Below are 24,135 nucleotides of genomic sequence, written 5' to 3'. Positions count from 1 at the left end.
TGAGCCGATGCGGCTTGGAGTGAACGTCCCCAACTTCGGACCCGGCACCGATCCCGCCGTCCTCCAACGGTGGGCGCTGACCGTGGAGGGCCTCGGCTACGACCTGCTCATGCTCTCCGACCACGTGGTCATCAGCCCCGACGTGGCCGAGCAGTACCCCCCGCCGTTCTACGAGCCGTTCACCACGCTGGCCTGGCTGGCGGGCATCACCCGGCGGATCCGGCTCGGCACGACCGTGCTGGTGGTGCCGTACCGTCACCCGCTGCTGATGGCGCGGATGGCCGCCAACCTGCAGCAGCTCAGCGGCGGGCGGCTGGTGCTCGGGGTGGGCGTCGGCTGGGCGCGGCAGGAGTTCGAGGCTCTCGACGTGCCGTTCCGGCGGCGCGGCGCGCTCACCGACGAGTACATCGAGACGATGCGCGCCGCCTGGGCCGACGAGCACGACTACGGGCCCGGCCGCATCCCCATCTGGGTCGGCGGCAACAGCGAGGCCGCCGTGCGCCGCGCCGCCCGGCTCGGCGACGCCTGGCACCCGCTGCGCTTCCGCATCCCCTGGCTGCGCGAGGTGCTCGCCGGGGCGAAGGTGCCGGAGCTGGTGCCGCGCATCGTGCTCCGGATGACCGACTCCCCCGTCACCGGCCCTGACCGGCTGGCCGGCGAGGGCACCCTCGACCAGATCCTCGGCGACCTCGCCGAGCTGCGCGAGCTGGGCGCGGAGACGGTCGTGCTCGACCCGTACAACGGCGACCTCGCCGAGATCGCGCATCCCGAGACGGCCTGGCACGCGCTGGCCGCCGTCGCCGACCGAAAGGACCACCGGTGAACCACGACGACGAGCGCCACCTGCGCCGGGCACTCGAACTGGCCGCCTCCGCCCGCGACGCCGGCAACCCGCCGTTCGGGTCGCTCCTGGTGGGGCCCGACGGCAGCGTGCTGGCCGAGGAGCGCAACACCAGCCTCACCGACCGCGACATCACCGCGCACCCCGAGCTCAAGCTGGCCCGCTGGGCCGCCCGCGAGCTCGACCCCGCCACCGCGGCCGGCACCGTCATGTACACCAGCTGCGAGCCGTGCGGCATGTGCGCCGGCGCCCTCGCCCGCTCCGGACTCGGCCGCGTCGTGTTCGCCCTGTCCGGCGAGCAGCTCGACGCGATGAAGCCCGGCGGCGGCTTCCCCGCCGTGCCGCAGGAAGGCCCGGCGCTGCCCGAGGAGGCCCGCACCCCCGTCGAGGGCTACTACACCTGAGCCGACGGCACGGCGGCCGGTTTCCCGCTGGGCGGCGCGTCGCCGGACCGGCCGGCGGTGGCCAGCACCGACCCGACCAGGATCAGCCCGAACGACACCACGATCGGCCAGGTCAGCGGCTCGCCCAGCAGGGCCACGCCGGCCGCCACCGCCACCGCCGGGTTCACGTACGTGAACACCAGCGCCCGTGACGTGCCCACCTCCCTGATCAGCGCGAAGAAGACCAGGAACCCCAGTGCGGTGCAGACCAGCGCCAGCCCTGCCAGCGCGGCCAGCACCTGCCCGTCCGGCATCGCGTCCGGCCAGGTCAGCACCGCCGGCGGGGTGTAGACGAGCGCGGCCAGCCCCAGGCACACGGCGGTCACGGGCAGCGCGGGCACGTCGGCGAGCCCGCGCGCGGCGATGATCGGCGCGATCGCGTAACAGACCGCCGCCAGCAGCACCTCGGCGACCGCCCAGGGGCTGCCGCCGCGCAGCTCGGGAGCCGCCAGCACGGCGACCCCGGCGATCCCGACCGCGAGCCCGGCCCAGCGTCCGGCGCCGATCCGCTCGCCGCTGCCGATCAGCCGCGCCACCAGCAACGAGATGATCGGCGACGCCGCGATCAGCAGCCCCGTCATCGAGCTGGTCAGCACCAGCTCGGCGTCCGACAGCAGCCACCACGGCACCACGATCTCCAGCGCGGCGAACCCCACCAGCGGTTTCCAGTACCGGTGCAGCCCGCGCAGCCGCCCGCCGCGCAGCGCCAGCGGCAGCAGCACCACGGCGCCCACCGCGGTGCGCGCGAACACCAGCACCGGCACCGACACCCCGCCGTCGACCACGACTTTGATCATCAGGTACGGGATTCCCCAGATCACGCTCATCAGCGCGAACAACACCCAGCCACGCTTGTTCATGGCCCTCAACCTAGAAGGCGCCCCCGGCCGGGCAGAAGCACCAATCCGGACCGAACGGATTGGGCCAATCCGGGGTGTCGATCCGGGCGGGCGCCGTTCGTCTAACAGACGAGAGAGAGGATGAGGCGATGAAGCAATACCTGCTCAGCTTGTACCAGCCCGACGGCGAGGCGCCGCCGCCCGAGGTGCTGGAGCCGATCATGCGGAAGCTGGACGCGCTCAACGAGGAGATCAGGGCGTCCGGCTCTTGGGTGTTCGGGGCCGCCCTGCACCCGCCGACCACCGCCACCGTGCTGCGGGTCCAGGACGGCGAGCTCCTCATGACCGACGGCCCGTACACCGAGGGCAAGGAGCACCTCGGCGGCTTCACCGTCGTACAGTCGCCGGACCTGGACGCGGCGCTCGCATGGGGCCGCAGGCTCGCCGAGATCACCGGGCTGCCCATCGAGGTGCGCCCCTTCTTCTGATGGACATCGCGCGTGTCTTCACCGAGGAGTACGGCCGCGCCGTGGCCGTGCTCACCCGCGTCTTCGGCGACATCGACATCGCCGAGGAGGCGGTCCAGGACGCGTTCGCCGTCGCGGTGCGGCGGTGGCCCGAGGACGGGCCGCCGCCCTCCCCCGCCGGCTGGATCATCACCACCGCGCGCAACCGCGCCGTCGACCGGCTGCGCCGCGAGTCGGCCCGGGCCGGCAAGCAGGCCCAGGCGGCGCTGCTGCACGCCCGTGACGAACCCATCGAGGAGGGACCCGTGCGCGACGACCGGCTACGCCTGATCTTCACCTGCTGCCACCCGGCACTGTCCAGGTCCGCCCAGGTGGCGCTGACCCTCAGGCTGCTCGGCGGGCTCGGCACCGCCGAGATCGCCCGCGCCTTCCTGGTGCCGGAGAAGACGATGGCGCAGCGGCTGGTGCGCGCCAAGGGCAAGATCCGTGACGCGCGCATCCCGTACCGGGTGCCGCGCGAGGCCGACCTGCCCGACCGGCTGCAGCCGGTGCTGGCCGTGATCTACCTGATCTTCAACGAGGGATACGCGGCCGGCTCGGGCGAGCGGCTGGTGCGCGAGGACCTGTGCGCGGAGGCCATCCGGCTGGGCCGGCTGCTGGTGGAGCTGATGCCGGACGAGCCGGAGGCGCTCGGGCTGCTGGCGCTCATGCTGCTGGTGGAGGCGCGCCGCCCGGCCCGCACCGGCCCGGACGGCCGGCTGGTCCGGCTCGGCGACCAGGACCCGCGGCTGTGGAACGACGAGCTGATCGCCGAGGGCCGGGAGCTGGTGCGCCGCTGTCTTCGGCGCGACCGTCCCGGGCCGTACCAGATCCAGGCGGCGATCAACGCCGTGCACAGCGAGCCGCCGACCGACTGGCCGCAGGTGGTGGCGCTGTACGACCTGCTGATGGCCGTCGCGCCGAGCCCGGTGGTGGCGCTCAACCGCGCCGTCGCGGTGGCCGAGGTGTCCGGCCCGCGGGCCGGGCTCGACCTGGTCGACGCCCTCGGCCTGGAGCGCTACTACCTCTTCCACGCCGTACGGGCCGACCTGCTCAGTCGGCTCGGCCGTACGGAGGAGGCGGCCGGGGCGTACGAGGAGGCGATCGCGCGCACGGAGAACGGGGCCGAGCAGGCGTTCCTGCGCCACGCTCGCGCCGCGCTCAGCCCGTGACCCCGGCCGCGCTCGCGTAGCGGGCGGCCAGCTCGCGCAGGTGGGCGCGGAGCTCGGGCGGGTCCAGCACCTCGAACCCGACCCCCAGGCTGCCCAGGAAGCCCGCCAGGTCGTGCAGCGAGTCGCCGCCCGTCTCCAGCAGCGCGCCGTCGCCGTCGGCGGTGAGCAGCCCGGCGGCCGCCGTGAGCTTCTCCGCCAGGACCTCGACGGGGGCGTGCAGGCGGACGGTGGCCTGGTGACGCCAGGCGGTGGCGCCCGCGCCGCGCACCACGCGGGTCGCCGCGTCCTCGTCGGGCAGCTCCCGGGCGGTGAAGCGGGGGCCGTTGGGCACGCGCGGGATGACGCGGTCGGCGCGGAAGGTCCGCCAGTCGTCCCGCGCGGTGTCCCAGGCCAGTAGGTACCAGCGGCGGCCGGTGTGCACGAGCCGGTGCGGCTCGGCCGCCCGGGTGCTGACGGCGCCGTCGTGGCCGCGGTAGTCGAAGCGGAGCGTCTCCCTGGCGCGGATGGCGGCGGCGATGGTGGTCAGCGTGGCCGCGTCCACGGTGGGGCCGCGGCCGGGCACCGAGACCGTCGCCTCCCGCATCGCCTCGATGCGGGAGCTCAGCCGCGACGGCAGCAGTTGGCGCAGCTTGGCCAGCGCGCGCAGCGAGGTCTCCTCGATGCCGGTGACGGTGCCGCCCGCGGCCGCCTGCAGGCTGACCACCACCGCGACGGCCTCCTCGTCATCGAGCAGCAGCGGCGGCAGCGCGGCCCCCGCGCCCAGCCGGTAGCCGCCCGCGGTGCCGGTGGTCGAGGAGATCTCGTAGCCCATGATGCGCAGCCGCTCGACGTCGTTGCGCACGGTCCTGGTGGTCACGCCGAGGCGCTCGGCCAGCTCGGCGCCGGACCATCCGGGACGTGCCTGCAGCAGTGACAGCAGCCGCAGCAGGCGTACCGAGGTCTCCAGCATCTCCCGATGATGACACCGGGCCGGGGCTAGTGGCTCCGCCCGGGCAGCCGCACGACCGTGACGAAGAACTCGTCGATCTGCCGGATCACGGCCATGAACTGGTTGAGGTCGACCGGCTTGGTCACGTAGGCGTTCGCGAACAGCTTGTAGCTGCGCAGGATGTCTTCCTCGGCGGAGGACGTGGTGAGCACCACGACCGGGATGGCCCGCAGCTCGGAGTCGCTCTTGATCTTCTCCAGGACCTGGCGGCCGTCGTACTTCGGCAGGTTGAGGTCGAGCAGGATCAGGTCGGGCCGAGGCTTGCCGGCGAACTCGCCCCGCTGGTAGAGGAAGTCGAGCGCCTCCAGGCCGTCGCGCACGACGTGGAGGTTGTTGCCGATCTTGTTGTCCTCGAACGCCTCCCGCGTGATGAGCTCGTCGCCGGGGTCGTCCTCGACGAGGAGCACTTCGATGGGCTTTCCGATGGAGCTCATACGCGGGATCCTTCTGCACTGGCTGTGGCGGCCGCGTAGCGGGCCTCCGACGAAAGCGTGTCAGAACGAAGCGTAAAGCAGATCCGGGTGCCTTCGCCCTCGTGGGAGGTGTCCAGCCAGATGCGGCCGCCGTGGTTCTCCACGATCTTCTTGCACATCGCCAGGCCGATGCCGGTGCCGCCGTAGGCCTCGCGGCTGTGGAGCCGCTGGAAGATGACGAAGATCTTGTCGGCGAACTCGGGGTTCACGCCGATGCCGTTGTCGGTGACGCAGAAGCGCCACTCGCTCTCCTCCGTCTGCTCGCACTCGATCCGGATGACCAGCGGGCGCTCCGGGTGGCGGAACTTCACGGCGTTGCCGATGAGGTTCTGCCAGAGCATGGTCAGCAGCATCGGGTCGCCGGTGATCTCCGGCAGGTCGTCCGGCCGCTCGACCGTCGCGCCCGACTCCTCGATCCCGGCGGCCAGGTTCTCCAGCGCCTTGTCGAGCTTGATCGCCAGGTTCGCGGGCCGGCGCGCGTCGTACAGCCGGCCCACCCGCGAGTAGCTCAGCAGGTCGTTGATCAGCCCCTGCATGCGGGTGGCGCCGTCGACGGCGAAGTGGATGTACTGCTTGCCGCGGTCGTCGAGCACCTCCCGGTAGCGCTTCTCCAGCAGCTGGCAGAACGTGGCGATCTTGCGCAGCGGCTCCTGCAGGTCGTGCGACGCGACGTACGCGAACTGCTCCAGCTCGGCGTTGGAGCGGCGCAGCTCGACCGCCTGCGCGTCCAGATCGGCCGCCTGCGAGCTCAGCGTGGCCTCGTGCTCGCGGGAGGTCTCCAGGGCCGCGAGGATCCTGCGGCGCATCCCGTCGACGTCCATCGCGACCTCGCGGATGTCGGACGGGCCGCGGGCCGGGATCGGATGCTCGAAGTTGCCGCCCGCGACCTCCCGCGAGGCCGTCCGCAGCTCGTCCAGCGGGCGGACCACGGCGCGGCGCAGCAGCACGGCCATCGCCACGCCCGCCACCAGGAACATCGCGATCATCGCGATGAGCATCCAGTCGCGCAGCCGCTGCACCTCCACGAGCTGGTCGCGCGCCTGCTGGCGGGCCTTGGCCAGGCTGTCGTTCAAGGTGCCGAGCAGCGCGCGGATGCGGTCGAACTCCGGCTTGCCGGTCTCCATCTGCGCGGTGGTGATCGGCTCGTCGGCCTGCCGCTCGGCCATGAGCGGCTCGGCGTAGTCGCGCCGCCACCGCGCCGCCGTGTCGCGGATCTCCCGCAGCTGGGCGACGAGCTCCGGCTGGTCGCGGATGAGCTCCTCGACGCGTTCGTACTGGCGCCGCTCGTCGGCGACGCCGCTCTCGTACGGTTCGAGCAGCTGCCTGTTGCCGGTCAGCAGGAACCCGCGCACGCCCGTCTCCTGGTCCAGCAGCGTGCCCTGCAACTCGGCGGCCTCGATCCTGGCCGGCGAGATGCGGTCGACCAGGTCGTCGGCCAGGTGGGTGGTGCGCTCCAGCATCACGGCGCCGATCACGCCGAAGACCATGACCACGACCGTGATCGAGGCCAGCATGAGCAGGAACCACTGATGGACCGTCAGCCGCCGCCAACCGGTGTTCGGCACGGTACGGTCGATCACTGCTCTTCCCTCCAACGCAGGTGGACCACGGCGACGTCGTCGGCGGACGCGTCGGGGGCGGTGACGTCATCGGTGCCGGCGATGAGCGCGTCGACGAACGCCTCGCCGCTCAGCCCGGCGTGCCGGCGGGCGACGTCGAGCAGGCCCTCCTCGCCCAGCAGCCGCATGCCGTCACCGGGCAGGCGGCGCTCGAACAACCCGTCGGTGAACAACGTCAGACCGCCGCCCTCCGGCAGGTCGAGCACGCTCTGCTCCCACTCCGACTCCAGCGGCAGCCCGAGCGCCGGGCCCCGGCCGGGCTCGGCCCAGGTGACGTCCTGGCCGGAGTGCACGAGCAGGCCGGGGTGGCCCGCCCGCCACACCCGCACCGTGCGCATGTCGGGGTCCATCGCGAGCGTCGACATGGTGACGAAGATCTCGTCGCCGCCGCGCTCGGCGCGCAGGATGCGCTCCATCTGGCGCAGCAGGGCCGTGCCGGTCACGCCGCTGAGCACGAGCGTGCGCCAGGCGATGCGAAGGCAGACGCCGAGCGCGGCCTCGTCGGGACCGTGGCCGCACACGTCGCCGATCACCGCGTGCACGACCTTGTCGTCGCCCTCGACCACGTCGAAGAAGTCGCCGCCGAGCGTGCCGGACACGCGGCTGGCGCGATAGCGGGTGGCCACCTCGATCGGCATCTCCTGTAGCAGCGGGGTCGGCAGCAGGCCGCGCTCCAGGCGGGCGTTCTCCTCGGCGCGGATCCGCTCGGCGTGCAGCGCCACCGCCGCCTGCTCGGCCTGCTTGCGCTGCATCGCGTAGCGGAGCGTGCGGCCGAGCCACTCTCCCTCGACGCGTCCTTTCACGAGATAGTCCTGGGCGCCCGCGGTGACCGCCGCGAGCCCCGCCTGCTCCTCCGACAGCCCCGTCAGCACCACGATCGCGGCGTCGCCGCTCGCCTCCCGCATCGCCGCCAGCGCCGACAGGTCGCGCGCGTCGGGCAGGCCGAGGTCGAGCAGCACGCATTGGGCCCGCTGCCGCGCCAGCACCTGCCGCGCCTCGTCGATGGACCGCGCCCATTCCAGCCGCACCACCAGGCCGCTGTCGTCGAGCAGCTCCTGGACGATGAACGCGTCCTGGGGGTCGTCCTCGACCAGGAGCACCAGCGGCACCACGGGGTGATCTCCAGCGATCATTCCGGCACCGCCACCCTTTCCAGACAGCGTCGAGTGGCTGTCGTCCCTTTCCCGGTCGACGGACAGTGCCCGCATCGCCTCACTGCACACGCGAACCTCGGGCCCATCCGGTAACGATCTGGACTCAGCATACGGGCTCTTGGTCCCCTTTCGCCCCGTCGCCGCTGACAGGCGGCTGTGCGCGGCGTGACAGCGGACGCGCGCAGCCTCGATCGGGAACACCGCCATTCGGGAAGGACGGACATGCTGTTCATCGAGGTGTACGCGCGCCCCGGCGCGTTCGGTCAGGAGGAGCTGCGGCGGCTGGCGGACCGGCTCACGCCCGGCCGGCTCTTCGCCGCGGCGGAGGGCGACGGCGAGACGGCGGACCCCGGCGTGCTGGCGCTGCTCGACTCGCTGGGGCACGTGGTGGTGCACGAGCCCGCGATCTGGGCGACGTCCGGCCCGGCGCGGTGCGTGGTCAACGTGTACGCGACCGCGTGGGCCAAGGAGATGAGCGAGCACCTGGTCTCCTCGGTGACCGCGGCGGTGCCGGGCGGCGAGGCGATCGTGCACGTCTTCTCGGTGCCGCAGGGCGGATACGGGGTCGAGGGCCGGGTCCGGCGGGCCTCGGACGTGCTCACCATGATCGGCGACGCCAAGCACGGCGTCCCCGGCGAGCCGCCGCCGGGCGCCTTCGTCGACCCGGTGTGCGGTGCCACGGTCCTGCGGGAGAACGCGGTCACGCTGGAGCGGGACGGGACCACGTACGGGTTCTGCTGCCCCCACTGCCGACGCCATTTCGCCCAGCAGGCGTAGCGCGCGGCGCCTAGAGCCGCGCCCGGTCTCGGATCAGCGCGAGGGCCTGGTCCGGGGTCGTGGCGCGGCCCCTGGCGTAGGCGGCGTCGTAGCGAGGGACGCCCAGGGCGGCGCGCAGGCCGGGGGCCAGGCGTGCGAGGTCGTGGTCGAGGGCGTCGAGCGCGCCGATCAGGGTGTGGGCGACGCCCAGCAGCTCGGCGGCGTCGTCCGGGCGGTCGCGGAGCGCCAGGACGTGCGCCAGATGCGCGGCGGTGATGGCGGTCAGCGACGGCTCGCCGTCGGCGGCGTCGAGTGCCAGGGCGAACCGCCTGCCGGCCTCGCCCGGGTCGCCTCGGTCGGCGGCGAGCCGGGCCCGCGCGCACGCCAGCGTGACGGCGGGCAGCGGATCCGTCTCGCCGTCCGGGTGCTCGGGGGGCCGTGTCACGAGATACGTCTCGGCCTCCGCCTGGTGGGCCGCCGCGCCGTCCAGGTCGCCCTCGCGGCGGGCCAGGTCGCCGAGCGTGACCCGGACGTACACCGGCAGCGGGTCCGGCAGGGCGGTGGCGGCCAGCGCCTCCAGCTCCGCGCGGGCGGTCGCCGTGTCGCCCGCGCGGGCGCGGGCCTCGGCCAGCCACGCCCGCCGCGACGCGGCCTCGTCGGACGGGTCCAGCTCGCGCAGCAGCCGCACCGCCTCCTCCAGCGCCGCCACCGCATCCCCGTACGCGCCGGCGTTCGTCCGCACGTCCGCCAGGGAGGTCAGCGCCCACGCCAGCCCCGCCCGCTCCCCGGCGGCGCGATACCCGGCGATGGCCACCTCCAGGTCGTGGCCCATGCCGGCGGTGTCGCCCGCGTTGCCCAGGAGTACGGCTCTGACCAGCCGGAGCGTCGCCCTGGTCCAGGCGTCGGGGTGGCACAGCCGCGCCTCGACAGCGGCCATCGCCGCCTCCACGTCCCCGCACGCGGCGGCCAGGGCCGGCTCGGCCAGGACGGCGAGCGGATGCCCCGGGGACGAGGGCAGCGCGTCGCGGACGGGGGCCGCGTCGCGGGGGTCCAGCTCACGGCCCGCCCACGTGGTGGCCGCCAGCAGGTGCAGGGCGGCGGTGACGGCCCGGGTGCCGGCGGGCGCGGGGCCGGGGGTGTCCAGGGCCAGGCCGGTCCAGGTCTCCATGGCCGCCCGGTCGCCTCGTACCAGCCAGAACACGCCCAGCGCCACGCAGAGCCGCAGGGCCGTGGCGGCGTCGCCGGTCTCGTGCGCGAAGCGGAGCGCGGCGAGCAGGTTGTCGCGCTCGGCGGCGAGCCGGGGGATCCACCGCAGTTGCCCGGCCTCGCGCAGCTCCGGCTCGGCGCGCGCGGCCAGCCCCGTGAAGTGCGCGGCGTGCGCGGCGCGCACCCGTGTCAGCTCGCCGGACGAGACCAGCTCGCGCAGCCCGTACTCCCTGATCGTCTCCAGCATCCGGTAGCGCTCGCCGTCGAACCGCAGCAGCGACCGGTTGGCCAGAGCCGCCAGCAGGTCGGGCCTGGCCGCGGCGACGGCCTCGGCGCTCTCCACCGTGATGCCGCCGGGGAAGGCCGCCAGCCTGCGGGCCAGCCGCCGTTCGTCCTCCTCCAGCAGGTCCCACGTCCAGGCGACCACCGCGCGCAGCGTGCGATGGCGCGGCTCGGCCGCCCGGCTGACCCCGGACAGCAGCGTGAACCGGTCGTCCAGCCGGGCCACCAGCTCCTCCAGCGGGAAGGAGCGCAGCCGGGCCGCCGCCAGCTCGATCGCCAGCGGCAGGCCGTCGAGCCTGCGGCACACCTCGTCCACCAGCGACGGGTCGCGCACCGTGAACCCCGGCCTGGCCGCCGCCGCGCGCTCGGCGAACAGCCGCGCCGCCGCCTCCGGCGCCAGCGGCGGCACCTGCAGCACCGTCTCCCCCGGCAGACCCAGCGGCTCCCTGCCGGTGGTGAGCACGCGCAGCCCGCGCGCGCGGCCCAGCAGGTACGCCACAGCATGGGCGGCCTCGGCCACCACGCGCTCGCACCCGTCGAGCACCAGCAGCCCGTCCGGCAGCGCCTCGGCCACCCGGTCGAGCAGCCGCCCGCCGCCGAACGCCGTCTCGCGCACGCCGGCCGCCCGCGCGACGGCGACCACGACCCCCTGCTCGCCCGGGGTGCCGTCGGCCAGCGGGGACAGCTCCACCAGCCAGGCCGCGGGGACCGCCCGGGCGACCTCGATGGCCAGGCGGGTCTTGCCCACGCCGCCCGGCCCGGTCAGCGTCACCAGCCGGCTCGCCCGCAGCGCCCCGGCCGCCGCCGCCAGGTCGTCCGCGCGGCCCACCAGGGGCGTGAGCGCGGCCGGCAGGTCGCCGGCGCGTGGCCGCGGCTCGTCGCGCAGCAGTTCCAGGTGGATGTCCCGCAGCTCGGGACCCGGGTCGGCGCCGAGCTCCTCGGCCAGCAGCCTGCGCACGTCCTCGTACGCGGCCAGCGCCTCCGCCCGCCTGCCCGCCGCGTCCAGGGCCCTGATCAGCAGCGCGCGCAGCCGCTCCCGCAGCGGATGCGCCGCCACGAGCGTCTCCAGCTCGGCCACCAGCTCTTCGGCGCGCCCGCCAGCCAGCGCGGCCTGGGCGTGATCCTCGCGGGCCGCCAGCCGCAGTTCCTCCAGCCGCCGCCGCACCGGCTCGGGCACCTCGCCGGGCAGGTCGCCGCGCCACAGCCGGAGCCCCTCCTCCAGCAGCCGCACCGCCGTCTCCGGCCGGTCGCCGGTCAGGGCCCGCCGCCCTTCCGACACCAGCCGCTCGAACCGGCGCGCGTCCACCGCGTCCGGTTCGACGTCGAGCCGGTACCCGCCGTCCGCCGACGCCAGCCGCCCGGCGGGCAGGGTGCGCCGCAGCCGGGACACCAGCGAGTGCAGCGCGTTGGCCGGGTCGGCCGGCGTCCCGTCGGGCCACAGCGCCTCCGCCAGCGCCCCCGCCGTCACCGTGCGGCCGGCGTCGAGCGCGAGCCGGGCCAGCAGCACGCGCAGCCGTGCCCCGCCGACGGGCACCCGCTCCCCGTCCGCGACGACCTCGATCGGCCCGAGCATGTGCACGCGCATGCCCACCAACGTAACGTCGGCGCGGGCTTCCCGCCGTGACGGCCGGGCCCAGGATCCGCCGGTGCTAGCTTGGCCACCTCGACCTGCAGGTAAGGAGACGACCGTGCTCGCTCTGCGTTGCCATGACACCAGCGATCTGACGACCGGTCTGCGCGTGGAGGAGATCCCTGACCCCGAACCCGGGCCCGGCCAGGTGGTGGTCGAGGTGCGGGCGGCGTCCGTCGAGTTCGTCGACACCCTGATCGCCAGAGGCGGCTACCAGATCACCCTGCCCGTCCCGTACACGCCCGGCTTCAACGCCGCGGGCGTGGTCCGGGAGGCGGGGCCGGGGTGCACCCGGTTCCGCCCCGGTGACCGGGTGCACGGCATGGTGCCGGGCGCGTTCGCCGAACTGGCCCTGGCAGGGGAAGGGCAGCTGCGGCCCACCCCCGACGGCCTGGCGCCCGACCTGGCCTGCCTGACGGGCACCACCTACCGCACCGCCTACGACGCGCTCGTCTCCACCGCGCGGCTGCGGGCCGGCGAGGACCTGGTGATCCTGGGCGCCTCCGGGGCGGTGGGCAGCGCCGCGATCACGGTCGGCAAGGCGCTCGGCGCCCGGGTGATCGCCTGCGCCTCCACGGCCGGGAAGCTGGAGTTCTGCCGCGGGCTGGGCGCCGACGAGCTGGTCGAGTACACCCGGCCCGATCTGAAGCAGACGCTCAAGGACGTGTGCGGCGGCAGCGCGGACGTCGTGCTCGACCTGGTCGGCGGTGACTTCTCCGAGCCCGCCCTGCGCGCCACCGGCTACGGCGGCAGGTTCGTCGTCGTCGGCTTCGCCGCCGGGTCGATCCCCCGGGTGCCGCTCAACCTGGTGCTGCTCAAGGGCTCGACCATCACCGGCTATGAGATCGGCGACTTCGAGCGGCACCACCGTGAGGAGGCCGCGGCGAACCGGGACGCGCTGGAGGCGATGTTCGTCGACGGCCGGGTCAAGCCGCCGATCAGCGGCCGCTACCCGCTGGCGGACGCGGCGCGGGCGATGCGGGTGGTCGCCGGCCGCGACAAGCACGGGATGACGATCCTCGACCTGGCCGCGGGAGCCGGTGGCATTGTATGACTCGCTTATGACGCGCCTGTGGACACTGGGGTCAACCCCCCAATCCCGAGGAGGCGCCCGTGAAGCGATTACTCGTCATCCCCCTGCTCATGGTCGTGGTGATGGTCGCGTCAGCCTGTAAATGGGACGAGTCCTACGTGCTGGTCGGCGGTAAGCGCGTCGGTGAGTGGACCCTGCGTTACGGTGATTCGCGGTCCTACGACATCACGCTCTACCGGACCGGCAGCGGCCGTAATCTCGGAGTCTCCTCGATCATTCTCGCGCACTACAAGAATCTGCGGAGCCGGGGCCGCTCCGTCGAATCCGCCGCCAGGAAGACGCTGGGCGACATCCTGCGGCCCTCCTGCCGCGAGATCCGCAACCAGGCCATCAGGGCCAAGTGCAACGAGGCGACCGGCGGCGGCCAGTGGCGGGACTTCCGCGAGGCGCTCGTGGCCATCGACCGCAACCGGGGCGCCTGCCTCACCATCTCCATCCGCGGCAGGACCGACCCGAACTGGACCTGGCGCAACCGCACGGACCGGCACTGCCGGCCCAACTGATCGACCGTCAGGAGAATCGGAGAAAGGGAACTCCCGCGCCGCCGGCGGCCTTTCCGCCGCCCGGCGCGGGCTCGTTTTCCGCGCTTGTCAAATATCGCCACGAATCTGTCAATCAGCCGGAGGTGCGCGGGGCGGAGCACGTTACACTCGCCGTGATCGATTTCCTCGGTGCCGCCGCGGTTCGGAGGACGGCGTGGACGGCGTTGCCTGGTTCGGCGTGCTCGGCCCGCTGGAGGTGACCGCGCACGGCCGCCCGGTGACCGTGGCCGGGCGCAGCCAGCGCGAGCTGCTCGCCGTGCTGTTGCTGAGAGCCAACAGGCTGGTCGAGGTCGATTTCATGATCGACGCGCTGTGGCCGGGCCGCCCGCCTCCGTCAGCCCGCAGGCAGGTGCAGAACAGCGTCGGCCGCCTGCGCCGGACCCTCGTCGCCGGCGGCGTGCCGGACACGCCCCTGGAGACCCGGCGCGGCGGTTACCTGCTGCGCGTCCTGCCCGGCGAGCTCGACCTCCTGTCCTTCGCCCGGCACGTCGAGGCGGCCCGCGGCCTCGACAGGGCCGGGCGCGCCGACGCGGCGGCGGCCCGGTTGCGTGCCGCCCTGGCGCTGTGGCGGGGCCGGCCGCTCGTCGAGCTGGACAACGCGGTCGCCGTGGCGGGCGCGCGGCGGCTGGCCGAGGAGCGGACCGCGGTGCTGGAGGAGTGCCTGGGCCTCGAACTGCGGCTCGGCCGTCACCACGAGATCCTCGGCGACCTGACGGCGCTCGTCGAGGAGCACCCGCTGCGGGAGCGCCCGCGCGCCCTGCTGATGACGGCGCTGCACCGGGCCGGGCGCACCGCCGAGGCGCTGGAGGAGTACCACAGGGCACGCGCCGCCTTCGTGACGGAGCTGGGCCTCGAACCGGGGCCCGAGCTGCGGGACCTGGAGCAGGCGATCCTCACGGGCGCGCTCGACCCGCCGCCTCCGGCGGCGCCGCCGGAGCGGGCGCGGCCGCGCCAGTTGCTGCCGGACATCATCGACTTCACGGGACGGGCCGACCTGACCGACCGGCTGGAGACCTTGCTGCGGACGGCCGGCACCGCCACCGCCGTCGTGGTCGCGGCCGTCGCGGGCCAGGCGGGCGTCGGCAAGACCGCCCTGGCGACGCACGTCGCCCACCGCGTCTCGGAGGCGTTCCCCGACGGGCAGCTCCACGTCGACCTGGGCGGCGGCGGCCAGGACCGCCCAGCGGAACCCGCCGAGGTGCTGGCCAGGTTCCTGCGCGCGCTCGGCGCGCACGGGCAGGAGATCCCGCCCGGGCTGGCGGAACGGGCGGAGCAGTACCGCTCGGCGGTGGCCGGCCTGCGGATGCTGGTGGTGCTCGACAACGCGGTGGACGAGGCCCAGCTCCGGCCGCTCCTGCCCGGCGCCCCGGGCTGCGCGGTGCTCATCACCAGCCGGTCCAGGCTGGCCGGGCTGCCCGGCATGGTCCTGGTCGAGCTGGGCGTCCTGGAAAGCGGGCAGGCGGTCGACCTGCTCGCCCGCATCGTCGGGGCCGGCCGCGTCGGAGCGGAGGCGGACGCCGCGCACGAGCTCGCCCGGCTCTGCGGCCATCTGCCGCTCGCGCTGCGGATCGCCGGGGCCAGGCTGGCGACCCGTCCCGACTGGCCGGTGGCGGAGCTGGTGAGGCGGCTGGCCGACGAGCGCCGCCGGCTGGACGAGCTCACCTACGGCGATCTTGAGGTGCGGGCCGGCCTGTCGTTCAGCCACGGCCGGCTCGGCGCGGCGTCGCAGCGGCTGTTCCACCTGCTGGGCCATCTGTACGCGCCGGAGTTCGCGCTCTGGGTGTGCGCCGCGCTGCTCGACACCACGGCCGAGGAGGTCGGCCCCCTGCTCGACGAGCTCGTGGAGGCCCAGCTCCTGCAGCCGTCCGGGACCGGCCGCGCCCGCTACCGGCTGCACGACCTGGTCCGGCTGTTCGCCAGGGGGTCGGGCGGCGAGGACCCGCGGCCGGCCGTCGCCCGGGCGCTCGGCGGCTGGCTGGCGCTCACGGAACGCGCGCACATCGCGGTGTCCGGCGGCGACTACGCCACCCTGCACAGCCCCGCGCCCCGCTGGACCAGGGGCCTGCCGGAGCTGCCTGCGGATCCGCTCGCCTGGTACGACCTGGAGCGGCTCAACCTGATGACGGCGGTGCACCAGGCCGCCGCCGCCGGGCTCGACGACCTGTGCTGGGACCTGGTCGCCAGCGGCTACACGCTCTTCCTCACCCGCGGGCACAACGACGACCTGGAGGAGACGCTCAGGGCGGCGCTGGTGTGCACCCGCCGGGCGGGCAACGCGCGCGGCACCGCGACCATGCTCATGGGGCTCGGGCTGCTGGGCACCTACCGGCACGACTACGTCGCCGCCGCCGAGGCGCTGGAGGAGTCGATCCGGCTCTTCCGCGAGATCGGCGAGCGGCAGGGCCTGGTGTACGCGATCGGCGTGGCGGCGCACGTGGACGGCATGCTGGGCCGGTACGACCACGCGGTCGCGCTGCACGAGGAGGCGCTCGAGGTGCACCGCGCCTCCGGCGACCTCGGCGCGGAGGTCCTGCTGCTGCGGTCGCTCGGGCAGCTCCTGGTGGAGATAGGCCGCCTGGAGCAGGCCGGGCCGCACCTGGAGCGGGCGCTGCTGGCCGGCCGGGACGGCGACCGGCGGGTGCACGCCGAGGTCCTGTACTGGCTGGGGCAGCTCCACCTGGCCGCCGGAGAGGTGGAGCCGGCCGAGTCGGCGTTCAAGGAGATGCTCGCGATCGCGGAGGATCTCGTCGACCCGCGCGAGGAGGCCGAGGCCCGGTACGGACTCGGCCTGGTCCGCCTGCACACCGGGGCGCACGGCGCGGCGGCGGGCCTCTTCAGGCAGGCCCTGGCGCTGAACCGGCCGCTCGGCGAGCCGCTGACCGAGGGCCGCATCCGGACCGCCCTCGGTGTCCTGCACCACGGCAACGGGCAGCCACGCCAGGCGGTCGACCACCTCACCGAGGCCGCGAGAATCTTCGACGCGATCGGCATCCCGCTGTGGAGCGGGCGGGCGTACCGGGCGCTCGCCGACGCCCACGAGGCGCTCGGCGACGGGCCCGCAGCCGACGCCGCCAGGCGGCGCGCCCTGGCGCTGTTCACCGAGGTGGGCGCGCCCGAGGCGGCCGAGCTGGCGCGGCCCGGCGGCGATCGTCCCAGGCGTGACGTCCCCTGATCCGGGCATGCGCCGGCTGTGTCAGAGCCCGAACAGCGGAAACAGCCCTGGGTCGTGGAACGCGACGATCCGGCTGGCGCCTTCGGTCGTGAGCGTCAGCACGTGCAGGGCGTGGGGGTGGTGTCGGCCGTCGCGGTCTCGGGCGTACACCGCGAAGGCGGGCTGCCCGTTGGCGGAGGCGGGGACCAGCGTGGCCGGTCCGATCATCCGCAGCTGCCCGGCCAGGAAGGCCAGGACGGTGCGGCGGCCTTCGAACCAGGTCGCGATCGGCGGCATCTCCCAGCGGGCGTCCTCGGTCAGCACCGCGACGAGTTGTTCGACGTCCGCGGTCGCGAAGGCGGTGACGTAGCGGTCGAGCAGGGCACGCTGCCGTGGCTCGGCGGGTTCGATCAGGTCGTCCTGGCTGAGCGGAACCTGGGCCCGGGCGCGCTGGAGCACGCTGTTGACGGCCGCCGTCGTCATCTCCAGCAGGCGCGCCACCTCGGCGGTGCGCCATTGCAGCACGTCGCGCAGGATCAGCACGGCACGCTGCCGCGCCGGCAGCCGCTGCAGCGCTCCCACCAGCGCGAGCCGCATGGTCTGCCGTTCCACCACGACCGCCGCCGGATCGGCCGGCACGGCGGTGAACAGGAAATCGGGCATCGGCTGGAGCCACGGCACCTCCCGGGCCGGTGCGCCGAGCGCCGCGTCCGGGTCCGGCTCGGGGCCGCCGAGATCCGCGGGCAGAGGCCTGCGTCTGCCCTTCTCCAGCGCCTTGAAGCAGGCCCGGGTCGCGATCCGGTACAGCCAGGTCCGCAGCGACGATCGCCCCTCGAACGCGTCGTAGGCACGCCAGGCGTCGAGGTAGACGTCCTGCACCACCTCTTCGGCCTCGTCGACCGAGCCGAGCATGCGGTAGCAGTAGGCGAGCAGCTCCCGCCGGAACGGTTCGCTCAGCCTGCCGAAATCCTGGTCGCCGGCCTCGGTCATGGTGTGCATGGTCCGCCGATTTCCCGCCGTTCGTCCATGGCTGTCGCTCCTTCGTCGGGATGCCCCGGCCGCCGGGGCGGCGGCCGGGGCGGCTCGGTCAGTCGACGATGATGCCGCCGGTCAGGTTGGCGACCGTGCCGGTCATCGCGGATGCCCGGTCGGAGGCGAGGAACACCGCCGCCGCCGTGAGTTCGGCCAGCGCGGTCGGGCGCTTACGGTGGCTCATGTCGCTCGCCAGCGCGACGAACTGCTCCTTGGTGATCCCCAGCGCGTCGGCGTGCAGCCCGTACACGACGTCGATGACCGGTGTCTCCAGCATGCCCGTGGTGCGCAGGCAGATCGCGCGCACCCCGTGCCGGGCCCATTCGGCGGACAGCGCGCGGTTGAGGCCCTCCATCGCCGCCCAGGCGACGCTCATGCCGCCCACCAGCGGCAGCGGCGAACGGGCCGGTTCGGGGGTGTGCATCATGATCACCCCCGACCCCTGGGCGATCATGTGCCGTCCGGCGGCTCTGGCAGTGATGAAATGAGCCTGGGCGTACCCGGTGATCGGGCGCAGGAAGCTCTCGGCCGGGAGTTCGGCGAGCGGGATCCCCTGTAGTCCCACAGGCGAGATCCCGATCGCGTTGAACGACACGTCGACGCCTCCGGCGTGGGCGACGACCGCGTCCAGGTGCTCGGTCACGGATCGCTCGTCACCGGCGTCCACCACGGCGGCGTCGGCCGTTCCGCCCGCGGCGGTGATCTCCTTCGCGACGGCGCCGACGACGTCGGGACTTCGCGCGGTCAGGAACACCCGGGCGCCCTCGTGGGCGAAGGCGCGGGCCACCGCGCCGCCGATCGCGCCGCCCGCGCCGTAGACGACGACGGTCTTGTCCTCCAGCAACATGATCTTTCCTTTCCGGGTGTACTGGGCTCCTGCCTATACAGAGGAGATCCGGCCGCCGAAGTCATCGCCGCGGCCTGGCGCCCCCGGAAAGTCCGGGGAAGGATTTCCGCGCGAACGTGTCCGGGCCGGCCGGACGGCTCCGACGTCTCCGGTGAAGGCATCGAGAGAAGGAGACAGCCGTGAAGTACATGATCATGCTGTACGGCTCGCAGCGGGACTACGACGTGCTGACGGGCAAGCCCGTCGAGGGCCGGGCGGCGTGGACCCCGGAGGAGGCCGGAGCGATGCACGCGTTCATGGAGAAGTGGAACAACGCCCTGGTCGAGTCCGGTGAGTTCGTCGACGCCCAGGGGCTCGACGCGCCGGTGCACACCCGTCGGGTGCGGCTGGAGAACGGGGTCCCGGTCGTCACCGACGGCCCGTACGCCGAGACGCAGGAGGTCCTGGCCGGCTACACGATCGTGGAGTGCGACAGCTTCGACCGCGCGACGGAGCTGGCCGCCCGGCTGGCCGACACGCCGCACCCCGAGCACGCCACGCTCGACTCCGAGTGGTACGTGGACGTGCGGCCCATCCACGGCGGCGCGGACGAGATCGAGTGACCGAACCCGGTGGCGAGGACCTGCTGCGCGAGCTGGCGCCGCAGGTCCTCGGCGCGCTGGTGCGCCGGTACGGCCACTTCGACACGGCCGAGGACGCCGTCCAGGAGGCGCTGCTGGCCGCGGCCGTGCAGTGGCCGCGGGAGGGGGTGCCGGACAACCCGCGCGGCTGGCTCATCACGGTGGCCGCGCGCAGGCTCACCGACCTGCTCCGCGCCGAGCAGGCGCGCCGGCGCCGCGAGGACGCCGTGGAAGGGCGGCGGCTGCCCGAGGAGTGGCTGGCGCCGCCGGCCGACCGGCCGCCGCAGAGCGCGGACGACACGCTGGTGCTGCTGTTCATGTGCTGCCATCCGTCGTTGCGGCCGGACGCGCAGATCGCGCTGACCCTGCGCGCGGTGGGCGGCCTGGGCACGGCCGAGATCGCCCGCGCGTTCCTGGTGCCGGAGTCGGCCGTGGCCAGGCGCATCACCCGGGCCAAGCAGCGGATCAAGGAGAGCGGCGTCCCGTTCGGGCTGCCGCCGCCGGCGGAGCGGGCCGCGCGGCTGCGCGCGGTGCTGCACGTGCTCTACCTGATCTTCAACGAGGGGTACGCGAGCACGTCCGGGCCCCGGCTGCAGCGGGACGAGCTGTCGTCGGAGGCGATCCGGCTGGCCCGCGTCGTGCGCCGGCTGGTGCCGGACGATCCGGAGGTCACCGGGCTGCTGGCCCTCATGCTGCTCACCGACGCCCGCCGCCCGGCCCGTACCTCACCCGACGGGGCGCTGATCCCGATGGCCGAGCAGGACCGCGGCCGGTGGGACGCCGCGCTGGTCGCCGAGGGCGTCGCGCTCGTCTCCGAGGCGCTGCCGCGCGGCCCGACCGGCCCGTACCAGCTCCAGGCGGCGATCGCGGCCGTGCACGACGAGGCGCCCAGCGCGGCGGAGACCGACTGGCCGCAGATCGTGGCCCTGTACGAGGTGCTGCTGCGGATCTCCGACACCCCGGTCGTCCGGCTCAACCACGCCGTCGCGGTCGCCATGGCGCGAGGCCCGGGCGAGGGGCTGGACCTGCTCGGCGAGCTCGCCGGTGACGAGCGGATCGCCGGCGACCATCGCATGCACGCCGTCCGCGCCCATCTGCTGGAGATGGCGGGTGACCGGGACGCGGCGCGGGCGGCGTACGAGGAGGCGGCCCACCGCGCCGGCAGCCTGCCTCAGCAGCGCTACCTGAACGGCCGCGCGGCCCGGCTGGCGGAGTGAGCTCTGCACCAATTGCGAATCTGCGCAATTAGTGAGATAGCATTTCCGTCAAGTGAACATGGGGGTGTGAGGGTGCTTTTCCCAGCCGTCGCCGGGGTGCGGGCCGCCGCATGAACTCGGTTCCGCTGTACGAGGCCAAGGCCGAACTGTTCCGGCTCCTCGGGCATCCGGTGCGGATCCGGGTGCTGGAGCTGCTGCAGGAGAGGCCCATGCCGGTGCGTGACCTGCTGGCCGCCATCGAGGTCGAGCCGACCGGGCTGTCGCAGCACCTGGCCGTGCTGCGCCGCTCCGGCATGGTGACCGCCCAGCGCGACGGCTCCACCGTCGTCTACGCGCTGTCCGGCGGCGACGTGGCGGAGCTGATGCGCGCCGCGCGCAAGCTGCTGACCCAGATGCTGACCGGGCAGCACGAGCTGCTCAGCGAGCTGTTGCGGGCGGAGACCGAGGCCCGGTGACCCGCGTGCTCTCCCCGGCCTGGGCCCGGGTGCGTTCCGTCCTGCCCGCCCGCGACGACCTGGTCGCGATGACCCGCCGCCCGCGCCGCGACCTGCTCGCCGGGCTCACCGTCGCGATCGTGGCGCTGCCCCTGGCGCTCGGCTTCGGCATCTCCTCCGGCCTGGGCGCCGAGGCGGGCCTGGCCACCGCGGTGGTCGCCGGCGCGCTGGCGGCCGTGTTCGGCGGCTCCGGCCTGCAGGTGTCGGGGCCGACCGGGGCGATGACCGTGGTGCTGGTGCCGATCATGGCCCAGCACGGCGCCACCGGCGTGCTGACCGTCGGCGTCCTGGCCGGTGTCCTGCTCATCGCGCTGGCGCTGGCCCGCGCCGGCAAGTACATGGCCCTGGTGCCCGCCCCCGTGGTCGAGGGCTTCACCATCGGCATCGCCTGCGTGATCGGGCTGCAGCAGGTGCCCGCCGCTCTCGGCGTGCCCACGCCGGAAGGCGAACAGGTCGTCCTCATCGCCCTGGAAGCGGTGCGGGACTTCGCCGCACACCCTCAGTGGTGGGCGGTGGGCATCGCGCTGGCCGTCGCCGCGATGATGCTCGCGGGGGCGCGCCGGTGGCCGACCGTGCCGTTCTCCCTGCTGGCCGTGGCCGCCGCCACCGTCGCCGTCGAGCTGGGCGACCTGCCGGTGGCGCGCATCGGCGAGCTGCCCGCCGGGCTGCCCGCGCCGTCGCTCGCCTTCCTCGACCCGGCCGCGCTCTCCTCGCTGCTCGCCCCGGCCGTGGCGGTCGCCGCGCTGGCGGGGCTGGAGTCGCTGCTGTCGGCGGCCGTGGCCGACGGCATGAGCGTCAACCACAAGCACGACCCGGACCGCGAGCTGTTCGGGCAGGGCCTGGCCAACCTGGTCGCGCCGCTGTTCGGCGGCGTCCCGGCCACCGGCGCCATCGCCCGCACGGCGGTGAACGTCCGCGCCGGCGCCTCGTCCCGGCTGGCGTCGCTGGCGCACGCCGCCATCCTGGCCGTGATCGTCTACTCTGCGGCGGGGCTGGTGGCGAAGATCCCGCTGGCCGCGCTGGCCGGCGTGCTGCTGGCCACGGCGGTGCGGATGGTCGAGGTCGGCTCGCTCAAGGCCATGGTCCGCTCCACCCGGAGCGACGCGGTCGTGCTCGTGCTGACCGCGATCGCCACGCTCGCCCTCGACCTGGTGCAGGCCGTCATCCTCGGACTGCTCGTGGCCGGCGCGCTGGCGCTGCGGGCGATCGCCCGCAACGTCCGCCTGGACGCGATGCCCATCCAGGACGACCTGTCCGGCGACCACACCGAGGAGGAGCTGGCGCTGCTCGCCGAGCACATCGTCGCCTACCGCCTGGACGGCCCGCTGTTCTTCGCCGCCGCGCACCGTTTCCTGCTGGAGCTGTCGGAGGTGGCCAACGTGTCGGTGGTGATCCTGCGCATGTCCCGCGTCACCACGCTCGACGCCAGCGGCGCGCTCGTCCTCGGCGACGCGGTCGAGCGTCTCAGGCACCGCGGCATCACGGTGTACGTGTCCGGCATCAAGAACGGTCACCACAAGCCGCTGCGCGCGCTGGGCGTGATCGAACGGCTCACCGAGGAGGGGCGCGTGTTCGCCACCACCCCGGAGGCGATCGCCGCCGCCCGCGACCACCTGCGCCACCGGGGCGTCCTGCCCGCCGCGCGCTGAGCATGACCCGATCTTGCCGATTTGGCAAAGGGACTTGCGATCGTGTGCGGTGCGGGTCGACCATCTCCGGCAACGGAGGTGCGTCATGTCGGAGAACGTTCGCACGTACGAGGTCGTCGTGATCGGCGGCGGCGCCGCCGGGCTGAGCGGGGCGCTCACCCTGGCCAGGGCGCGCCGGACGGTGCTGGTGGTCGATCCGGGCCTCGACGCGCCGGGCCGGGAGAGGCTCGCGCGGTACGGCGGCGAGATCGCCGACGGCGCCGTGCGCGGCGTCGAGAGGGAAGAGGGCGGGTTCCGCGTCAGGCTGGCGGACGGCTCCGAGGCGCGGGCGCGGCGGCTGCTGGTCACCACCGGACCGGCCGCCGAGCCACCCGATCTGCCCGATCTGCCCGGCCTGGCCGAGCGGTGGGGGCGGGACGTCCTGCACGACCCGTACGAGCAGGGCTGGGAGCTCAGCGACCGGCGCATCGCCGTGCTCGCCACCGGCCCGGCGGCGGCGGGCCAGGCGCTGCTGTGGCGGCAGTGGAGCGCGCACGTCACGCTGCTCCTGCACACCGCGGCCGAGCCCGCGCCCGAGGAGTACGACCGGCTGGCCGCCCGCGACGTCACCCTGGTCAACGGCAAGGTCACCGGCCTGGAAGTGACCGGCGACGCGCTGTCCGGCGTCACCATGGCCGACGGCCGGACCGTCGCCTGCCAGGCGCTGGCCGTCACCCCGCGCGCCGCCCTGCCCGGCTTCCCCGACGGGCTGGAGACCTCCGTGTGGACGGTGTCCGGTTCCAGCGATGACGGTGTGCGCGCCGCCCGGTCGATCAACGCCGACCTGGTCGACGAGGAGGCCCGCAGCGCCGTCCTGGAGCGTCCCGTTCCGTTCTCCGCCGAGGCCGAGCGCGAGGTCGCGGGAGGCGTCCAGAAGCGGCGCCTGACCAACAGGTACGCCAAGGATCAGGAGATGTCCGGACAGGAGTGGTGGGACGCCCGCTACCGCGACAGCGACCGGGTCTGGAGCGGCAAGGCGAACCTGATCCTGGCCAGGGAGGCGCCGGACCTGGATCCCGGGACCGCGCTCGACCTGGGGTGCGGCGAGGGAGGCGACGCGATCTGGCTCGCCGCGCGCGGCTGGCGCGTCACCGCGGCGGACATCTCCGGCGTCGCCCTGGAGCGGGCCGCCCGGTTCGCCGCCGAGGCCGGCGTGGCGGACCGGATCGACTTCCAGCGGCACGACTTCGGCGCGTCCTTCCCCGGCGGCGCGTACGACCTGGTGTCCGCCCACTACCTGCACTCCTACCAGGACCTGCCGCGCGAACAGATCCTGCGCGCGGCCGCCCGCGCCGTCGCGCCCGGCGGCGTGCTGCTGATCGTCGGCCACTCCGGATGGCCGTCCTGGCAGGAGGACCACCCGGACGTGCACCTGCCCGGCCCGCGCGAGGTGCTGGACTCGCTGGACCTGGCGGCGGGCGCGTGGGAGGTGGAGCTGTGCGAGGAGTTCGAGCGGCGGCACGACGCCCCCGACGGCACCCCGGCCACCCGCACCGACAACGTGGTCAAGATCCGCAGGTTGGCGGACTGACTGGACCTTGG

Annotated in this window: 21 protein-coding genes; 13 read left to right on the top strand and 8 right to left on the bottom strand. The window is 74.2% G+C overall.

The window, feature by feature from the left end; genetic code table 11:
* Positions 1–7: 7 nt before the first annotated feature.
* Together ACGFI7_RS25280 and ACGFI7_RS25275 are read left to right on the top strand one after the other, a co-directional pair.
* Complete coding sequence (locus ACGFI7_RS25280) at positions 8–823, top strand: LLM class flavin-dependent oxidoreductase (protein WP_393408863.1); 816 nt, start codon at positions 8–10, stop codon at positions 821–823.
* Positions 820–1,245 carry a nucleoside deaminase gene (locus ACGFI7_RS25275; protein WP_393408860.1) on the top strand — a complete coding sequence of 142 codons (426 nt, stop codon included), beginning with the start codon at positions 820–822 and terminating at the stop codon, positions 1,243–1,245. Before ACGFI7_RS25280 ends, ACGFI7_RS25275 begins: the two co-directional genes overlap by 4 nt.
* Here ACGFI7_RS25275 and ACGFI7_RS25270 read toward each other — a convergent pair.
* A complete protein-coding gene (locus tag ACGFI7_RS25270) occupies positions 1,236–2,144 on the bottom strand; it encodes a DMT family transporter (RefSeq protein WP_393408857.1) in 909 nt (302 codons plus the stop codon). The genes ACGFI7_RS25275 and ACGFI7_RS25270 overlap by 10 nt on opposite strands.
* Before the next feature lie 128 nt (positions 2,145–2,272).
* Between ACGFI7_RS25270 and ACGFI7_RS25265 the strand changes: the two genes are divergently transcribed.
* The gene (locus ACGFI7_RS25265) at positions 2,273–2,611 is read left to right on the top strand and encodes a YciI family protein (RefSeq protein WP_393408854.1); all 339 of its coding nucleotides are present in this window, start codon (positions 2,273–2,275) and stop codon (positions 2,609–2,611) included.
* Complete coding sequence (locus ACGFI7_RS25260; RefSeq protein WP_393408851.1) at positions 2,611–3,801, top strand: RNA polymerase sigma factor; 1,191 nt, start codon at positions 2,611–2,613, stop codon at positions 3,799–3,801. Before ACGFI7_RS25265 ends, ACGFI7_RS25260 begins: the two co-directional genes overlap by 1 nt.
* On the opposite strand, the gene ACGFI7_RS25255 is transcribed toward ACGFI7_RS25260, so the two are convergent.
* Genes ACGFI7_RS25255 through ACGFI7_RS25240 form a run of 4 tightly spaced genes read right to left on the bottom strand, consistent with a single transcriptional unit; the run spans position 3,791 to position 8,014 of the window.
* Positions 3,791–4,750, bottom strand: a complete 960-nt coding sequence (locus ACGFI7_RS25255; protein ID WP_393408848.1) for a helix-turn-helix transcriptional regulator — start codon at positions 4,748–4,750, stop codon at positions 3,791–3,793. The two genes, ACGFI7_RS25260 and ACGFI7_RS25255, sit on opposite strands and share 11 nt — an antisense overlap.
* Positions 4,751–4,776: 26 nt before the next feature.
* Entirely contained in the window at positions 4,777–5,223 is a 447-nt protein-coding gene (locus ACGFI7_RS25250; RefSeq protein WP_393408845.1) for a response regulator, read from the bottom strand.
* Complete coding sequence (locus ACGFI7_RS25245; protein ID WP_393408842.1) at positions 5,220–6,842, bottom strand: CHASE3 domain-containing protein; 1,623 nt, start codon at positions 6,840–6,842, stop codon at positions 5,220–5,222. Before ACGFI7_RS25245 ends, ACGFI7_RS25250 begins: the two co-directional genes overlap by 4 nt.
* Complete coding sequence (locus tag ACGFI7_RS25240) at positions 6,839–8,014, bottom strand: PP2C family protein-serine/threonine phosphatase (protein WP_393408839.1); 1,176 nt, start codon at positions 8,012–8,014, stop codon at positions 6,839–6,841. Before ACGFI7_RS25240 ends, ACGFI7_RS25245 begins: the two co-directional genes overlap by 4 nt.
* A gap of 243 nt (positions 8,015–8,257) precedes the next feature.
* Here ACGFI7_RS25240 and ACGFI7_RS25235 point away from each other — a divergent pair, with 243 nt between their 5' ends.
* The gene (locus tag ACGFI7_RS25235) at positions 8,258–8,812 is read left to right on the top strand and encodes a YHS domain-containing protein (RefSeq protein WP_393408836.1); all 555 of its coding nucleotides are present in this window, start codon (positions 8,258–8,260) and stop codon (positions 8,810–8,812) included.
* 10 nt (positions 8,813–8,822) lie between these two features.
* Here ACGFI7_RS25235 and ACGFI7_RS25230 read toward each other — a convergent pair whose 3' ends face one another.
* On the bottom strand, positions 8,823–11,864 hold the full coding sequence (locus ACGFI7_RS25230; RefSeq protein ID WP_393408833.1) for a BTAD domain-containing putative transcriptional regulator: 3,042 nt from the start codon (positions 11,862–11,864) through the stop codon (positions 8,823–8,825).
* A 103-nt stretch (positions 11,865–11,967) separates the two neighbouring features.
* Here ACGFI7_RS25230 and ACGFI7_RS25225 point away from each other — a divergent pair, with 103 nt between their 5' ends.
* The 3 genes from ACGFI7_RS25225 to ACGFI7_RS25215 all read left to right on the top strand — a co-directional run bounded on the left by ACGFI7_RS25225 (position 11,968) and on the right by ACGFI7_RS25215 (position 16,716).
* Positions 11,968–12,963 (top strand): NADPH:quinone oxidoreductase family protein, encoded by a 996-nt coding sequence (locus tag ACGFI7_RS25225; RefSeq protein WP_393408830.1) that lies wholly within the window; start codon positions 11,968–11,970, stop codon positions 12,961–12,963.
* 59 nt (positions 12,964–13,022) lie between these two features.
* The gene (locus ACGFI7_RS25220; RefSeq protein ID WP_393408828.1) at positions 13,023–13,505 is read left to right on the top strand and encodes a hypothetical protein; all 483 of its coding nucleotides are present in this window, start codon (positions 13,023–13,025) and stop codon (positions 13,503–13,505) included.
* Between the two features lie 193 nt (positions 13,506–13,698).
* Positions 13,699–16,716 carry a BTAD domain-containing putative transcriptional regulator gene (locus ACGFI7_RS25215; RefSeq protein WP_393408825.1) on the top strand — a complete coding sequence of 1,006 codons (3,018 nt, stop codon included), beginning with the start codon at positions 13,699–13,701 and terminating at the stop codon, positions 16,714–16,716.
* A 21-nt stretch (positions 16,717–16,737) separates the two neighbouring features.
* Here ACGFI7_RS25215 and ACGFI7_RS25210 read toward each other — a convergent pair whose 3' ends face one another.
* Both ACGFI7_RS25210 and ACGFI7_RS25205 read right to left on the bottom strand, forming a co-directional pair.
* Positions 16,738–17,694, bottom strand: a complete 957-nt coding sequence (locus ACGFI7_RS25210; RefSeq protein WP_393408822.1) for a sigma-70 family RNA polymerase sigma factor — start codon at positions 17,692–17,694, stop codon at positions 16,738–16,740.
* Between the two features lie 88 nt (positions 17,695–17,782).
* Positions 17,783–18,574, bottom strand: a complete 792-nt coding sequence (locus ACGFI7_RS25205) for an SDR family NAD(P)-dependent oxidoreductase (RefSeq protein WP_393408819.1) — start codon at positions 18,572–18,574, stop codon at positions 17,783–17,785.
* Between the two features lie 188 nt (positions 18,575–18,762).
* Between ACGFI7_RS25205 and ACGFI7_RS25200 the strand changes: the two genes are divergently transcribed.
* From ACGFI7_RS25200 to ACGFI7_RS25180, 5 genes are all read left to right on the top strand, one after another.
* Positions 18,763–19,176, top strand: coding sequence for a YciI family protein (locus ACGFI7_RS25200; protein WP_393409558.1), 414 nt, complete (start codon positions 18,763–18,765; stop codon positions 19,174–19,176).
* The gene (locus ACGFI7_RS25195; protein ID WP_393408816.1) at positions 19,173–20,411 is read left to right on the top strand and encodes an RNA polymerase sigma factor; all 1,239 of its coding nucleotides are present in this window, start codon (positions 19,173–19,175) and stop codon (positions 20,409–20,411) included. The genes ACGFI7_RS25200 and ACGFI7_RS25195 overlap by 4 nt, the downstream gene beginning before the upstream one ends.
* A gap of 110 nt (positions 20,412–20,521) precedes the next feature.
* On the top strand, positions 20,522–20,866 hold the full coding sequence (locus tag ACGFI7_RS25190) for an ArsR/SmtB family transcription factor (protein WP_393408813.1): 345 nt from the start codon (positions 20,522–20,524) through the stop codon (positions 20,864–20,866).
* A gap of 68 nt (positions 20,867–20,934) precedes the next feature.
* Positions 20,935–22,554 carry a SulP family inorganic anion transporter gene (locus ACGFI7_RS25185; RefSeq protein WP_393409557.1) on the top strand — a complete coding sequence of 540 codons (1,620 nt, stop codon included), beginning with the start codon at positions 20,935–20,937 and terminating at the stop codon, positions 22,552–22,554.
* A gap of 85 nt (positions 22,555–22,639) precedes the next feature.
* Positions 22,640–24,124, top strand: coding sequence for a methyltransferase domain-containing protein (locus ACGFI7_RS25180; protein ID WP_393408810.1), 1,485 nt, complete (start codon positions 22,640–22,642; stop codon positions 24,122–24,124).
* The last annotated feature ends 11 nt before the right edge of the window (positions 24,125–24,135 follow it).

Source organism: Nonomuraea sp. NPDC048826 (assembly GCF_043198225.1).
Classification (GTDB): Bacteria; Actinomycetota; Actinomycetes; order Streptosporangiales; family Streptosporangiaceae; genus Nonomuraea.
Note: the sequence above shows the minus strand (reverse complement) of the source record. Positions and strands in the feature narration are given on the sequence as shown.